Annotated in this window: 11 protein-coding genes and 1 riboswitch; of the genes, 4 read left to right on the plus strand and 7 right to left on the minus strand. The window is 56.5% G+C overall.

Features of this window, described 5'->3' with window-relative positions:
- Positions 1–119 precede the first annotated feature (119 nt).
- Positions 120–938: a co-chaperone DjlA gene (gene djlA / locus AAIE02_RS17575; protein ID WP_008461730.1), complete on the plus strand. Its 819-nt coding sequence runs from the start codon at positions 120–122 to the stop codon at positions 936–938.
- A 29-nt stretch (positions 939–967) separates the two neighbouring features.
- Here the strand turns inward: djlA and rluA are convergent, their stop codons facing one another.
- The 3 genes from rluA to polB form a co-directional block, all read right to left on the minus strand.
- The gene (rluA, locus tag AAIE02_RS17580; RefSeq protein WP_008461732.1) at positions 968–1,627 is read right to left on the minus strand and encodes a bifunctional tRNA pseudouridine(32) synthase/23S rRNA pseudouridine(746) synthase RluA; all 660 of its coding nucleotides are present in this window, start codon (positions 1,625–1,627) and stop codon (positions 968–970) included.
- A gap of 136 nt (positions 1,628–1,763) precedes the next feature.
- Positions 1,764–4,670, minus strand: a complete 2,907-nt coding sequence (gene rapA / locus AAIE02_RS17585) for an RNA polymerase-associated protein RapA (RefSeq protein WP_498532955.1) — start codon at positions 4,668–4,670, stop codon at positions 1,764–1,766.
- 222 nt (positions 4,671–4,892) lie between these two features.
- Positions 4,893–7,253, minus strand: coding sequence for a DNA polymerase II (polB, locus tag AAIE02_RS17590; RefSeq protein ID WP_498532956.1), 2,361 nt, complete (start codon positions 7,251–7,253; stop codon positions 4,893–4,895).
- Between the two features lie 198 nt (positions 7,254–7,451).
- Here polB and AAIE02_RS17595 point away from each other — a divergent pair, with 198 nt between their 5' ends.
- Positions 7,452–8,219 (plus strand): DedA family protein, encoded by a 768-nt coding sequence (locus AAIE02_RS17595; RefSeq protein ID WP_498532957.1) that lies wholly within the window; start codon positions 7,452–7,454, stop codon positions 8,217–8,219.
- On the opposite strand, the gene thiQ is transcribed toward AAIE02_RS17595, so the two are convergent.
- The 4 genes from thiQ to sgrR form a co-directional block, all read right to left on the minus strand.
- Positions 8,216–8,914: a thiamine ABC transporter ATP-binding protein ThiQ gene (gene thiQ / locus AAIE02_RS17600; protein ID WP_498532958.1), complete on the minus strand. Its 699-nt coding sequence runs from the start codon at positions 8,912–8,914 to the stop codon at positions 8,216–8,218. The two genes, AAIE02_RS17595 and thiQ, sit on opposite strands and share 4 nt — an antisense overlap.
- The gene (gene thiP, locus AAIE02_RS17605; RefSeq protein WP_498532959.1) at positions 8,898–10,508 is read right to left on the minus strand and encodes a thiamine/thiamine pyrophosphate ABC transporter permease ThiP; all 1,611 of its coding nucleotides are present in this window, start codon (positions 10,506–10,508) and stop codon (positions 8,898–8,900) included. Before thiP ends, thiQ begins: the two co-directional genes overlap by 17 nt.
- Positions 10,484–11,467: a thiamine ABC transporter substrate binding subunit gene (gene thiB, locus AAIE02_RS17610; RefSeq protein WP_498532960.1), complete on the minus strand. Its 984-nt coding sequence runs from the start codon at positions 11,465–11,467 to the stop codon at positions 10,484–10,486. Before thiB ends, thiP begins: the two co-directional genes overlap by 25 nt.
- A 31-nt stretch (positions 11,468–11,498) precedes the next feature.
- Positions 11,499–11,600, minus strand: a riboswitch (TPP riboswitch).
- Positions 11,601–11,635: 35 nt separating this feature from the next.
- Complete coding sequence (sgrR, locus tag AAIE02_RS17615) at positions 11,636–13,294, minus strand: HTH-type transcriptional regulator SgrR (protein ID WP_008461747.1); 1,659 nt, start codon at positions 13,292–13,294, stop codon at positions 11,636–11,638.
- A gap of 87 nt (positions 13,295–13,381) precedes the next feature.
- On the opposite strand from sgrR, the gene sgrT reads away from it, so the two are divergent.
- Positions 13,382–13,561: a glucose uptake inhibitor SgrT gene (sgrT, locus tag AAIE02_RS17620; RefSeq protein WP_008461749.1), complete on the plus strand. Its 180-nt coding sequence runs from the start codon at positions 13,382–13,384 to the stop codon at positions 13,559–13,561.
- Positions 13,562–13,673: 112 nt separating this feature from the next.
- Complete coding sequence (locus AAIE02_RS17625) at positions 13,674–14,852, plus strand: sugar efflux transporter (RefSeq protein ID WP_498532961.1); 1,179 nt, start codon at positions 13,674–13,676, stop codon at positions 14,850–14,852.
- The last annotated feature ends 14 nt before the right edge of the window (positions 14,853–14,866 follow it).

The raw sequence follows: 14,866 nt of genomic DNA on the forward strand, positions 1-14,866 counted from the left end.
CTCATCACCACAGCGCTAGTGTTAATCCAGCCCATTAGCAGTATGCCGTTAGGCAGCGCTATCAATGGCGGGTATGATAAAGCAAATTCTAGACGACAGCATGATGATTTGGGGAGTATATGCAGTATTGGGGAAAAGTACTCGGTGTTGCTTTGGGGTTAATCTCAGGCGGCGGCTTTTGGGGTGTGGTGATAGGTTTTCTTATCGGCCATATGTTTGATAAGGCACGCAGCCGTCGCGGGGCCTGGTTTGCTAACCAACAGCAGCGTCAGGCGATCTTTTTTTCTACCACTTTTGAAGTGATGGGGCACCTCACCAAATCGAAAGGTCGGGTAACGGAAGCTGATATTCAAATAGCGTCTTTATTGATGGACCGAATGCAGCTTCATGGTGAGGCGCGCGCCGCCGCTCAGCGAGCATTTCGCGCGGGGAAAGAAAATAACTATCCGCTCAGAGAAAAGATGGGGCAGATGCGAAGCGTCTGTTTTGGCCGTTCTGACTTAATTCGGATGTTTCTGGAAATACAAATCCAGGCTGCGTTTGCGGATGGCTCGCTGCACCCAAATGAGCGTCAGGTACTGTATGTGATTGCCGAAGAACTGGGGATCTCACGTGCCCAGTTCGACCAGTTCTTGCGCATGATGGAAGGCGGCCAGCAGTTCGGTGGTGGCCAGTACCAATACCAGCAATCGCAAGGCGGCTTCGCGCAGCAACAAAGAGGCCCGACGCTGGAAGATGCCTGCAAGGTGCTTGGGGTAAAAAGCAGCGATGAGCCAACGGTTATCAAGCGCGCGTACCGTAAGTTAATGAGTGAGCACCATCCTGACAAGCTGGTGGCAAAAGGCCTGCCGCCGGAAATGATGCAGATGGCGAAGCAAAAGGCCCAGGAGATTCAGGGCGCTTACGATCTGATTAAAACCGCAAAAGGGTTTAAGTAGAAAAAGGCCTCTCAGTTGAGAGGCCTTTTTTAGAAGTCCGCCGGCGCTTTAAACGTCATTGGCGTACCGTAGCTCGGGTGCGTGATGGTGAGCATCTCGGCATGGAGCTGAAGACGCGGCGCCATGGCAAGCGCTTCTGGCGTCGCGTAGAAGCGGTCCCCGAGAATCGGGTGCCCCAGCGCCTGCATATGCACACGAAGCTGGTGCGAACGCCCGGTAATCGGCATGAGCTGTACACGAGCGGTATTATCCGCCGCGTATTCCAGCACCTGATATCCAGTCTGCGCAGATTTCCCTGTCTCGTAGCATACCTTCTGCTTTGGTCTGTTAGGCCAGTCGCAAATCAGCGGTAGATCCACCAAACCCTCTTCCGGCTGTGGATGGCCCCAAACGCGAGCCACATACTGCTTTTTCGGCTCGCGTTCACGGAACTGGCGCTTTAGCTCGCGCTCTGCCGCTTTGGTCAGCGCCACCACGATCACGCCGCTGGTTGCCATATCAAGTCGATGGACCGATTCCGCCAGCGGGAAGTCGCGCTGAATGCGCGTCATCACGCTGTCTTTGTGTTCGTCAAGACGTCCCGGAACGGACAGCAGGCCGCTGGGCTTGTTAACCACCATGATGTGCTCATCCTGGTACAGGATAACCAGCCAGGGATCGAGAGGCGGATTGTAGGGTTCCATCAGCATTTACTCTGCATCCTTCAAGCTGCAGCCGCGTTGGCTGCTCTCACTTATCCCAGTCACTGACTTTAGTCAGCTCCTGGGAATTCTCTCTTTTGCCGCCTTGCTGCAACTCGAATGATTTGAGTAAAGCGACGCATATTTACTGGTGCGTCACAACGATCAAACGCAAGGCATCAAGACGCCAGTTAGCCTGGCTTAACGCTTCCATCACCTGCTGGCGATTGGTTTCGATAGCCGCAAGCTCGTCGTCACGAATGTTTGGGTTAACGGCTTTCAACGCTTCCAGACGGGACAGCTCAGCGCTCAGCTTCTCATCGGCTTCTTCACGAGCTGCGTCGATCAGCGCCTGTGCCGCATCGGCAACTTTTTCTTCCGCCACCTGCAGAATAGCGTGCACGTCGGACTGCACCGCATTCACCAGTTTGCTGCCGGTATGACGGTTAACCGCGCTGAGCTGGCGGTTGAAGCTTTCAAACTCCACCTGCGCCGCGAGGTTGGTGCCGTTTTTATCCACCAGCATGCGCACCGGCGTCGGCGGCAGGAAGCGGTTGAGCTGCAGCTGTTTAGGCGCTTTGGCCTCTACAACGTACACCAGCTCCAGCAGCAGCGTGCCCACCGGCAGCGCTTTGTTTTTCAGCAGAGACAGGGCACAGCTACCGGTATCGCCTGACAGGATCAAATCCAGGCCGTTGCGGATGATCGGGTGTTCCCAGGTCACAAACTGCGCGTCTTCGCGGGACAAGGCGACGTCACGCTCGAAGGTGATTGTGCAGCCGTCTTCCGGCAGGCCCGGGAAGTCAGGGACCAGCATATGGTCGGACGGAGTAATGACGACCATGTTGTCGCCGCGATCGTCCTGGTTAATGCCGACGATATCAAACAGGTTCATGGCAAAGCTAACGAGGTTAGTGTCGTTATCTTGCTCGGAAATGGCTTCTGCCAGCGCCTGCGCTTTTTCACCGCCGTTGGAATGAATTTCCAGCAGACGGTCGCGGCCCTGCTCAAGCTGTTGCTTCAGGGCATCGTGCTGCTCGCGGCACTGCTTGATCAGCGCGTCAAAGCCTTCGGTATTTTCCGGTGCCGCGAGATATTCGATCAACTGCGGGTAGACGCTGTCATAAATGGTGCGGCCGGTCGGGCAGGTGTGTTCGAAGGCATCCAGGCCAGCATGGTACCAGTCCACCAGGACCGACTGAGCGGTTTTTTCCAGGTACGGAACGTGGATCTGGATGTCGTGCGCCTGGCCAATACGGTCGAGACGGCCAATACGCTGCTCCAGCAGGTCCGGGTTAAACGGCAGGTCAAACATCACCAGCTGACTGGCGAACTGGAAGTTACGGCCTTCTGAGCCAATTTCTGAGCACAGCAGGACCTGAGCGCCGGTATCTTCTTCCGCAAACCAGGCTGCAGCGCGGTCTCGTTCGATGATGGACATGCCTTCATGGAAGACGGCTGCGCGGATGCCTTCGCGCTCACGCAGAACCTGCTCAAGCTGGAGTGCCGTCGCGGCCTTGGCGCAGATCACCAGCACTTTCTGCGAACGGTGGCTGGTCAGGTAGCCCATCAGCCATTCAACGCGTGGGTCGAAGTTCCACCAGGTGCCGGTGTCGCCTTCGAACTCCTGATAAATCTGCTCCGGATACAGCATATCCCGGGCGCGATCCTCCACGGACTTACGCGCGGCCATAATACCGGAGACTTTAATCGCCGTCTGGTACTGGGTTGGCAGCGGCAGGCGAATGGTGTGCAGTTCGCGTTTCGGGAAACCTTTCACGCCGTTACGGGTGTTACGGAACAGCACGCGGCTGGTGCCGTGTCTGTCCATCAGCATGGAAACCAACTCCTGGCGCGCGGCTTCACTGCCTTCGCGATCGCTGTTGGCGGTTTGCAGCAGTGGCTCGATATCCTGCTCGCCAATCAGCTCACCCATGGTATTCAGCTGCTCATCGGTCAGGCGATCTCCTGCCAGCAGCAAGGCGACGGCGTCTGCAACCGGGCGGTAATTCTGCTGCTCGTCGACGAACATGGCGAAATCATGGAAGCGATTTGGGTCCAGCAGGCGTAAGCGCGCGAAGTGGCTTTCCATGCCCAGCTGTTCAGGCGTGGCGGTCAGCAACAGGACGCCAGGAACATGTTCGGCCAGCTGTTCAATGGCCTGGTATTCACGGCTGGGCGCATCTTCGCTCCACACCAGATGGTGAGCTTCATCGACAACCAGCAGATCCCACTCCGCTTCGCAGAGGTTTTCCAGGCGCTGTTTATTGCGGCGCACGAAGTCCAGCGAGCAAATGACCAATTGTTCGGTGTCAAACGGGTTGCTGCTGTCGTGCTGGGCTTCCGCGTAACGTTCATCGTCAAACAGCGCGAATCGCAGGTTAAAGCGGCGCAGCATTTCGACCAGCCACTGATGCTGCAGTGTTTCCGGCACCACAATCAGCACGCGCTCGGCGCTACCGGCCAGCAGCTGCTGGTGGATGATCATCCCGGCTTCAATGGTTTTACCCAGGCCAACCTCATCCGCGAGCAATACGCGCGGTGCATGGCGGCGGCCAACATCATGAGCGATGTTTAGCTGGTGAGGGATCAGGCTGGTGCGCATCCCGCGCAGGCCGCTCCAAATCTGGCGCGACTGTTCGCTCTGATATTTGCGGGCGCGGAAACGCAGCGCAAAGCGGTCCATACGGTCGATTTGCCCGGCAAACAGGCGATCCTGTGGTTTGCTGAAGACCAATTTGCTGTCGAGAAACACTTCGCGCAGCAGGACGTCAGACTCTTCGGTATCGAGACGGGTGCCGAGGTAGGCGAGTAAACCCTTTTCTTCCTTAACTTCATCAACTTTCAGCTGCCAGCCTTCATGGCTGGTAATCACATCGCCTGGGTTAAACATCACGCGGGTGATCGGGGAGTCATTTCTGGCGTACAGACGATTTTCACCCGTTGCCGGGAAGAGCAGGGTAACCATACGCGCATCCAGCGCCACCACGGTTCCCAGTCCCAGTTCGCTTTCGGTATCGCTGATCCAACGTTGACCAAGTGTAAAAGGCATAAGTTTTCGGCTCTATTTCAGTGACTTAAATTTGCAGGCAATAGCATGGCAACCGCGCACAGGCGGCGCAGTTGTTTAAAATTGGGTCTAAGGATTCGAAGAAAGGGCGCTATGGTACTGGATGGCAACGGATTCGTCACGCACTCGTCATGCTTCAAATTACGGCGACGCTGGCTGCACGCTCTTAGCGCCTCGCCGTAAGCTGAGTTATGTAGAGGGTTTTTAAAATAGCCCCATCTGCCCCGTCATCAGTGTAGCAAAGTCGTCCTCAAGGAAGGGCAAAATCCCCTCGGCGACGGGCTGCAGCTGGCGAGTCAGGTAGTGGTCATAATCCAGAGGAGATTGCTGATAATCAACCGGCTCCGGGCCGCTCAGGGTCATGACGTATTTTATCGTGCCGCGATTCTGGTATTGCGCCGGCCTGCCCAGACGTTGGTTATGTTCATCGGCAAGCCTGGCCGCACGAACGTGAGGCGGCACGTTTTTCTGGTACTCGCTTAACGGGCGACGCAGGCGTTTGCGATAGATCAGCTGTGAATCCAGCTCACCCGACATCAGGCTTGCAATGGTCTCACGGATGTAGTCCTGATAGGGCTCGCCGCGGAAAATTCGCCAATAGAGCGTTTGCTGGAACTGTTGGGCGAGTGGCGTCCAGTCGGTGCGCACTGTTTCAAGCCCTTTAAATACCATGCGCTGTTCGTCGCCCTCCTGAATAAGCCCGGCGTAGCGCTTTTTGCTGCCCTGGTCCGTTCCCCGGATGGTAGGCATCAGGAAGCGGCAGAAGTGTGTTTCGTACTCCAGCTCAAGGGCGCAGTCGAGATTCAGCGTGGTTTTCAGATGCCGTTGCCACCAGGTGTTGACGTACTCGACCAGCTTCCTGCCAATCTGTGCGGCGTCCTTTTCGCTGTGGGCCTGTTTCAGCCAGACAAAGGTTGAATCCGTATCGCCGTAGATAACGTCATAGCCCTGGGATTCAATCAGCGCTTTTGTCTGGCGCATGATCTCGTGACCGCGCATGGTGATCGACGAAGCAAGGCGGGGATCGAAAAAGCGACAGGCACTGGTACCCAGTACGCCGTAAAACGCATTCATGATGATCTTGAGCGCCTGGGAGAGCGGCTTGTTGCCGTGGCGTTTTGCCTCGTCCCGGCCATGCCAGATCTGGCTCACGATCTCGGGCAGGCAGTGTTTGTCGCGGGAGAACCAGCCGCCAATAAACCCTTCAACGGAGTGCGTCACGTCCGGCTGGGCTGTACCTTCGACGAGGCCGACCGGATCGATTAAGAAGGTACGGATAATTGACGGATACAGGCTTTTATAATCGAGCACCAGCACCGAGTCATAGAGTCCAGGACTAGAATCCATCACATAGCCGCCGGGGCTTGCCTGCGGCGGAACCTCGCCCAGATTGGGGGCGACATAGCCTGCACGATGCATACGCGGGAAATAAAGGTGGCTGAAAGCCGCTACCGAGCCGCCGTGTTTATCCAGCGGGAGCCCGTTGACCGTCGCCCGCTCCAGCAGGAAAGGCATCAGCTCAGTCTTGTGGAAAATACGCGTGACCAGCTCGCAGTCTTTGAGGTTATAGGTAGCCAGCGCGGGTTTGTCTTCGGCAAAGCGGCGGTCGATCTCATCCATACGATCCCAGGGATTATCAATCGACTTCCCTTCACCGAGAAGTTCACGGGAGACCGCTTCCAGCGAAAACGAAGAGAAATTCCAGAACGCCGATTTTAGCGCTTCGATGCCGTCGATAATCACCCGGCCCGCAAGCTGGGCAAAGAAAACGCCCTGCTTAAAGCCGTGCTCACGCCATTCTAGCAGGTTGTTACCCCTGCCCAGACGAAGCGGAACCTGGTAGCGTTCGGCCATTTTTTGCAGCACGCGCAGGTCAAACTGCACGACGTTCCAGCCGATCAGGACATCGGGATCGTGCTCGGCAAACCAGCTATTCAGCTTCTCCAGCAGCAAAGGGCGGCTGGCGACATATTCCAGCGTAAAGTCCAGGCCAGCAGCATCGCCGTTTTCAGGCCCCAGCATATAGACGTGACGCTGCCCGCAGCCTTCCAGGCCGATGCAGTACAGCTCGCCGTGTCGATTCGTTTCGATATCCAGCGAGACCCATTTCAACGGCGGGCGGTATTCTGGAGCAGGTTTCAGGCGGGTATCCAGCAGTACATCGCCCTGAGGGTATCCGCTAAACCAGACCGGCGCGGTAATAAAGCGTTCCATCAGGAAGCGCTCCGGAGGGCGAATATCCGCCTCATAGACCGTCACGCCGCCGTCGCGCAGCATTTTCTCCAGCCGCATTAACTGGCGGTGCTGCTGGCAATACAGGCCCGCTACCGGCTGGTGATGGAAGTCTTTGAGTTCAAGCGGCGTAAGGCGGAATTGGTTTTCACCGGCTAGCAGACGCTGCGCCTGGGCTAACTGCGCCTGGGGAATAAAAGCGACGGATTCCTGCGGCGGCAGGCGCACCTTAAGCGGGCCATCGTCCGTGGCCAGCCAGAAATCGACTTCGGTACCGCGCGGGGTGTCTCGCCAGTGCCTGGTCAGCAGAAACCCCTGACGAGCTTGAGACACGCTGCATTCTCTCTCAGGAAAAGTGTTTCGATTATAGCGCAAACAACCGTTAGTTACTGCATTTATATACAGTGTTGTTGGCCGGGTGTGCGAATTGTCCGGAACTTTACCGTCTATTCTTTATTCATAGAAATGAGACCTTGACGCCTGTCACGTTAATTCTGGAGAATCGCCCGCTCGCTCATCGACGGAAAGCTTATGGAAGCCTTACTGGAACACTTTATTACACAGTCAGTGGCATATTCGCTTATCGCGGTGATGCTGGTGGCCTTTCTTGAATCGCTGGCGCTGGTGGGGCTGATCCTGCCGGGCACGGTGATGATGGCCGGACTGGGGGCGCTGATCGGCAGTGGCCAGGTGAATTTCTATTATGCCTGGGGCGCCGGGATCGTCGGCTGTCTGCTGGGGGACTGGATCTCGTTCTGGCTTGGGCAGCGTTTCAAAGGGCCGCTGCACCGCTGGTCATTTATGAAGAAGAATAAAGCTCTGCTGGATAAAACCGAACACGCGCTGCATCAGCACAGCATGTTTACGATCCTGGTGGGGCGCTTTGTTGGCCCTACGCGCCCGCTGGTGCCGATGGTTGCTGGGATGCTGGATTTACCGCTGGCGAAGTTTATGCTGCCGAATATCATCGGCTGCCTGCTCTGGCCGCCGCTCTATTTTCTGCCGGGGATCCTTGCCGGAGCGGCCATAGATATTCCTGCGGACATGAAAAGCGCCAGCTTCAAGTGGCTGCTTCTGGCGGTCGTTTTACTGCTTTGGCTGGCCGTGTGGCTAAGCTGGCGCTGGTATCGCAGCGGTAAGCGTGGTACCGATCGTCTGACGCGCTATTTACCGCAAGCCCGGCTCAACTGGCTGGCTCCGTTGATGCTGGTGGCGGGCATTGGCAGTTTTGCCGCCTTGCTGCAACATCCCTTGATGCCGGTGTACTGGGATATCCTGCGGAAGGTGCTGTCGCACTAACTACCGATCCCTAACAGCGCGGAGGCGCTTGCCTCCCCGCTGAGCAATGTGCCTGTTTCGCCGTCCCATGCAATACGCCCGTCTTTTACCACGATGCTGCGGCTGGCGATGCGGGCTGCATCTTCAATACTGTGAGAGACCATCAGCAGCGCCAGCCGTTGCTCCCGGCACAGCTCGTCGAGCAGCTGTAGCATCTCTTTGCGCAGCGCCGGATCAAGCGCCGAGAAAGGTTCGTCCAGCAGTAAAACGGGCTGCTGACGAACCAGGCAGCGGGCCAGGGCGACGCGCTGCCGCTGGCCGCCGGAAAGCTGAGACGGCAGACGATCCAGCATGTCAGTTAATCCCACGCGTGCCGTTATTTCCCGCAGTCGCCGCTTCTGGGCTTCATTAAGTTTCATTCCCGGATGCATGCCCAGGGCGATATTTTGCCGGACGGTCAAATGGCTAAACAGATTATTTTCCTGGAAAAGCATGGAAACCGGGCGAGCTGAAGGCGGTGTCCGGGTGTGATCCACGCCGTCGATGACGATGTTGCCGCTGGCAGGCTGCAGGAACCCGGCGACCAGGCTCAGTAACGTACTTTTCCCCGCCCCGCTTGGCCCCAGGATGGCGATTCGTTCCCCCGCCGCAACCTTCAGGGAAAAGCGCATGGGTAAGTGCTGGTACAGCCAGGTTACATCAGTCAGAGTTAGCATCTTGCCCCGGAAGTTTTTCAATCAAGGTAAACAGCATAAAACAAAGCAGCAGTAGAAGTAGCGCTGTGACAGCGCCTTCCTGGCTGCGGTAAGAGCTGATCTGCTGATACAGCCAGAAGGGCAGCGTGCGGAAATCTTCATTGCCGAACAGCGCCACCACGCCGAAATCGCCAATCGACAGGACGCAGGCAAAGGCCAGTGCCTGGGCTATCGGGCGTTTCAGCGCTTTTAGCTCAATAAATCGCAGGCGATTAAAGCCGCTGATATTCAGCGACTGGCAAAGCTGAGTGTAGCGTTCTGCCACGTCTCGCATGGGGTTTTCGAGCACCTTTAAGGCGTAAGGAATCGCCATCAGCGCATTGGTAAAAATAACAATAGCGTCGGCGGATTGCGGCAGGCCCACGGTATTGTTTAGCAGCAAGAAGAAGCCGGTGGCGAGGACGATGCCCGGCATCGCCAGAATCAACATGCCGCTAAGTTCAATGGCCTGCCCGGCGAAGCGTTGGTTACGCAGCCGAAGTTCACGCGAACTCCAGAGCAGCATCAGCGTCAGCGTCACGCTGACAAGCCCGGCGGCAGTGGCAATTCTCAGTGAAGTCCAGAGCGCGTTCCAAAGCGCTGGCTGCCGCAGCACGCTGCCCATGCTGCCGTTAATCCCATCGACCATCACCGCTAGCAGCGGGGGGAGCAGCAGCACCAGGGCGAGCACAATAAGCAGGCCATCACTAAGTTTTCGGCGCAGAGAATCCTGTGGATCGCGCCAGCCCTGAAGCTGGCTGACGCCGACGGGAATCGCCTTGCTTAGCTTCTGACTCAATAACACCAGGCCAAGGCAGCACGCCATTTGCAGCAGAGCCAGCAATGCCGCTTTGGCGGGATCGTAGTCGTAGCTTAATGCCTGAAAAATGGCCAGCTCGATGGTGGTTGCCTGCGGGCCGCCGCCCAGAGAAAGCACGGTGGCGAAGCTGGCGAAGCAAAGCATAAAAATCAGGGCGCCAACCGGGAGTAGCTGGCGGCGCAGCCAGGGCCACTCGACGAAACGGAAGAAATACCAGCCCTGCATCCCCAGCTGTGCCGCCAGCTGACGCTGTTCCGAAGGGATATTGTTCAGCGCCTGCAGCAGAAGACGGGTCGCCATCGGCATATTAAAGAAGACGTGCGCCAGCAGGATGCCCTGCAGGCCATAAGGGGAAAAGTGCCATTCAACGCCCAGCCAGCCGCAGAGCGTGGCCAGCCAGCCTTCTCGCCCATAAACGGAAAGAATACCGAAAACGGCGACCAGCACCGGCAGCACCAGCGTCATGGCGCACAGCCTCAGCAGCGCCAGTCGGCCAGGAAAGCGGCGGCGGTAGAGCGCGCGGGCTAAAAAGATGGCCGGGAAAACGGAAAGTGCGGCGGAAAGAAAGGCCTGCCAGAAGGAAAAGCGCAGGACGTGCCAAAGATAGTCGTCCCGCAATATGGCAAAGACATCCGTCTGCGGAGCGTTAAGCCACAGCGCCAGAAAAGCCGCCAGGGCTACCGCCACGACCAGCGTTGCGGCAAAGAGCCCTGGATACAGCCAGCCTGGTATTAGCGGCTGACGGCGCGTTGCCATTCATTGATCCATTCTGCGCGCTGGGTGGCCACCTGCTGAGGGAGAAATTCCAGTGTGGTTTGCGGCTTCACCAGGCTGTCGAAGCCCGCAGGTAATGCCACGTTGGTCACCGGATACATCCAGTTGCCGGTAGCAATGGTGTTCTGGAAACCTGGCGTGGTGATGAATTTGATAAATTTCTCGGCGAGTTCAGGCTGCTTGCTGTTCGCCAGTCGGCCCGCGACTTCAACCTGCAGATAATGCCCTTCGCTGAAATCCGCGGCGGCGTAGTTGTCTTTCTTCTCTTCGATGATGTGGTAGGCCGGGGAGGTGGTGTAGCTCAGTACCAGGTCGGCTTCCCCTTTCAGGAACAAGCCGTAAGCTTCGCTCCAGCCTTTGGTGACGGTGACGGTTTTTTTCGCCAGCTTTTGCCAGGCTTCCGGGGCTTTGTCACCGTACACTTTTTGCATCCACAGCAGCAGGCCAAGCCCTGGAGTGCTGGTGCGCGGATCTTCGTAAATGACCTTCCATTTTTGATCGCTTTCAACCAGCTCTTTCAGGCTTTTGGGCGGGTTTTTTAGCTTGTTCTTGTCGTATACGAAAGCAAAGTAGCCGTAATCGTAAGGCACGAAAGTGGTGTTCTTCCAGCCGCCGGGCACCTGAAGGGTGGCGTTTTCGACGTTAGAGGGGGCAAACAGTTTGGTTTGCGTGGCGGCTTCTACCAGGTTGTTGTCCAGCCCCAGCACGACGTCTGCTTTGCTGTTCTTGCCTTCCATGCGTACGCGGTTCAGCAGAGAAACGCCGTCTTCCAGCGCCACAAATTTTAGCTCGCAGTTACAGTCGGCCTCAAAGGCTTTCTTCACCGCCGGGCCTGGGCCCCAGTCGGCGGCGAACGAGTCGTAGGTGTAGACGGTTAATACAGGTTTAGCGAAAACGGGCATGGCGGCCAGCGCCAGCAGCGGCAGAAATTTTTTGAACACTTTGCACCTCAGTAAAAGGGGGCAAAGGAATTGAGTTGAGTGTCTCAAATCCCTTCGCCGGCGTTATCCGGATCAGGTTCGACGGGTATTATCTCAGCGCGGACAAACTGTCCTGGCACCCCGTTGAGCAGGGAGGATTCTACTGATTTCCTTTGGGTTACGGAAGCGTTATGGGCCCGGTGGGGCAAACCAGGCAGATTTGAAATCAAACCAGCCTAGCGTGTTCATCCGCACCCCGCGCATACTGCGCTGGCCTTCAATGCGCAACCAGTGGTGAATCAATGGGATAACGTCATTGCGCTCCAGCATTTGCTTGCACCATTCAGGCAGGGCCAACGTTTTGCTGTGCCAGCGACGGGCATCGCCCTGCCAGTCGCCAGGGATGCATTTTTGAATCAGCGGGACTTCGTAAAGCTGGGCAAACAGAGAGTATTCCAGCGGCATGGTGAAGTTCACGCTGTTCAGCCAGATGTCGCTTTCGGCCTCGCCCTGATGCCACTCAGCATAGTCTATCTCCTGCACAACCAGCTTCACGCCCTGCTCTGCCAGTAATTCGGTCATGATGCTGCTGATCACCCGGTGCTCTACGTGGTCGCGGTAGTAGGTGAGCGTTATGCTCTCCAGCCCGGCGGGTTTAGGGAGCAACGGCCCGGGCCTCGAATGGTGCCAGCGGGGGAGCAAACCATAAGCCGGGAACCAGTACTGCTGATACTGCTCTGTAGCGCGGTAGATAAGGTTAACCGGGGAGAGAATATGCCCAATCCACTGGCGCACGCTTTCGTCAACGCCAAGGCTGGATCGGCTGTCGAACAGCAGATAGTAGCAGCCTTCTTCCGGGCGGCTTTCGACGGCTTTTTCACTGTCCGGCATACCCTGGAGCTGCACCCCGCAGCTGGACTCCTCGCCAACTTCCGGCAGTACCCAAAAGTTGACCTCGTCAATGAGCGCCCGGAAGCCAAAGTAATCATCAAAGGCGTGGATCTTCAGCTGGTTGCGGTTGTTCCGAGCCACGGAATAGGGGCCCGTGCCGATGGGCTGGCTGGCGAAATTTGTCATCGTTGTCCATTCGCGCGGCAGGATCATGGCGTTCACGCTGCCCAACAGCCACGGCAGCCAGTCATCCGGCTGACTAAGGTGGATATCCAGTGTCCAGATAGTCGGCGAGGTGATTTGCGTGATATGGGCAAAAAGCGGCAGGGCGTTGATGCGCTGCAGGGAAGAGATGATATCGAGCATGTCCAGCTCGCGACCGTGATGGAAATGGATGCCTGGGCGCAGGAAGAAGCGCCAGCGTAAAGGGGAAATTTGCTGCCAGTGGTGAGCAATATCCGCTTCGAGTTCCCCATTTTCCTCATTTATACGCGTCAGACCGCTAAATATCTGGCGGGCAATGTGGGTTTCGGAGCGCCTAAGCGCCGAGCCGGGCAGCAGATTTAGCAGCGGGCGATAGTAAAGGACACGCAGAATGTGTCGACCCTGGCGAAAGCTGCGGCCAAGATGAGAAATCAGCATCTGGCGGACAGCGGCTTTGTCGCCGACGATTTGAACCAACTGATCGATGCGATCCTGCTCCAGCAGATCTTCCGCCCGCTGCTGCTGAAGCGCCAGCCCGGTATAGAGGAAAGTGAGCTGCGAGCGCTTGCCTCGTCCGGCTTCCGCCTGCCAGCTTAGCCAGCCCTTTTCCTGCATCGCATTAAGCAGCGTACGCATATGGCGGCGGGAACAGCTCAGCAAATCCGCTAAATCATTGAGCGTGGTTTCCTGAGGTTTGCCTTCGCAGCATTGCCACAGGCGGATGAATTGTTGTTGCAGGCGAGACGAAGACATAAAAGAGGAACTCCAGGCGGAAACTCATCAATTTAACTCTCCCTATATTACGTCAATAATGATTCCCGATGAAGCGAGGAGGTGTTTATGAAGCGGTCATCACCTGCGAAGTTTTTCCAACAGTACTTTGCCGCAACACAGTTTGTTTGCTCTGGATGGCTGGCTCGCCTGACGGTGGAGCAAAGACTAAGGATGCTCGAAGACTTGATGCAGTGGGAGGTTACAACCCCGATGCCCGAGAACGCCAACGCGCCGACTCATGTGTGACTGAGTATTGGTGCTTTTCACCGGCCAGCAGCTGTTTACTGCTGGCTTTTTTCGTTTAATCTTTACGCATTTAACAAATACCTCTGATTACATCTCCTTTTAAGGACACTCCATGCTCTGGTTTTTGACCCGCGCACGCCGTTTTAACCCTGTTTACGCTGCCTTCATGGCCGTCTCTTTTATGATTGGCGTGGCCGGGGCGCTGCAGGCTCCGACGCTTAGCCTCTTTTTAACGCGTGAAGTTGAAGTCAGGCCGTTTTGGGTCGGCCTGTTTTACACCGTTAACGCGATTGCCGGGATTGGCGTCAGTTTGCTGTTGGCCAAAAGGTCGGACAGTCGGGGCGACCGGCAAAAACTGATTATGGTTTGCTGCGCGATGGCGGTGGCAAACTGCGTTCTGTTTGCCTTTAATCGTCATTATCTGACGCTGATTACGCTTGGCGTGATGTTTGCCTCAATAGCCAATACCGCCATGCCGCAGATTTTTGCCCTGGCGCGTGAATACGCCGACCGCTCCGCCCGCGAAGTGGTGATGTTCAGCACGATCATGCGGGCGCAGCTTTCTCTGGCGTGGGTTATCGGGCCGCCACTCTCTTTTATGCTGGCGCTGAAATATGGCTTTACCACGATGTTTCTTATCGCTGCCGGGATATTCGTTATTTCACTGGCGCTGATTATTTTCGCGCTGCCGTCCGTGCCGAGAGTGGAACAGCCCGCAGAGGTGGCGATAACGCAGGTCAGCGGCTGGAAAGACAGTAACGTGCGGATGCTGTTTATCGCTTCGATGCTGATGTGGACCTGCAACACCATGTACATCATCGATATGCCGTTATGGATAAGCCAGGATCTCGGGCTGCCGGATGAGCTGGCGGGGTTATTAATGGGCACGGCTGCAGGGATTGAGATCCCCGCGATGATCCTCGCCGGCTACTACGTGAAACGCTTTGGAAAACGTAACATGATGGTGGCGGCGGTTGTTGCTGGCATCCTGTTTTATGTTGGGCTGATTCTGTTCCACTCTAAAACGGCATTGGTGATCTTACAGCTGTTTAATGCGGTGTTTATCGGGATTATTGCCGGGATTGGGATGCTGTGGTTCCAGGATTTGATGCCGGGAAGACCGGGCTCTGCAACGACGCTATTCACCAACAGTATTTCAACGGGCGTGATTCTGGCTGGGATACTGCAAGGTGCGCTGGCGGAAGGTTTTGGTCACTATTCTGTTTACTGGCTGATGGCGGCGCTGGCGGTGGTCGCGCTGTTCCTGACTAGCCGGGTTAAGAACGTTTAAAATTTTCCCCTCTC

Source organism: Cedecea sp. Ae19-4 (genome assembly GCF_059801165.1).

What these genes read in the sequence shown, in the direction of transcription:
- rapA (WP_498532955.1), bottom strand. Translation starts at nt 4,670, where the DNA reads ATGCCTTTTACACTTGGTCAACGTTGGATCAGCGATACCGAAAGCGAA.
- sgrT (WP_008461749.1), top strand. Translation starts at nt 13,382, where the DNA reads ATGAAGCGGTCATCACCTGCGAAGTTTTTCCAACAGTACTTTGCCGCA.
- rluA (WP_008461732.1), bottom strand. Translation starts at nt 1,627, where the DNA reads ATGCTGATGGAACCCTACAATCCGCCTCTCGATCCCTGGCTGGTTATC.
- AAIE02_RS17625 (WP_498532961.1), top strand. Translation starts at nt 13,674, where the DNA reads ATGCTCTGGTTTTTGACCCGCGCACGCCGTTTTAACCCTGTTTACGCT.
- AAIE02_RS17595 (WP_498532957.1), top strand. Translation starts at nt 7,452, where the DNA reads ATGGAAGCCTTACTGGAACACTTTATTACACAGTCAGTGGCATATTCG.
- djlA (WP_008461730.1), top strand. Translation starts at nt 120, where the DNA reads ATGCAGTATTGGGGAAAAGTACTCGGTGTTGCTTTGGGGTTAATCTCA.
- thiP (WP_498532959.1), bottom strand. Translation starts at nt 10,508, where the DNA reads ATGGCAACGCGCCGTCAGCCGCTAATACCAGGCTGGCTGTATCCAGGG.
- thiQ (WP_498532958.1), bottom strand. Translation starts at nt 8,914, where the DNA reads ATGCTAACTCTGACTGATGTAACCTGGCTGTACCAGCACTTACCCATG.
- sgrR (WP_008461747.1), bottom strand. Translation starts at nt 13,294, where the DNA reads ATGTCTTCGTCTCGCCTGCAACAACAATTCATCCGCCTGTGGCAATGC.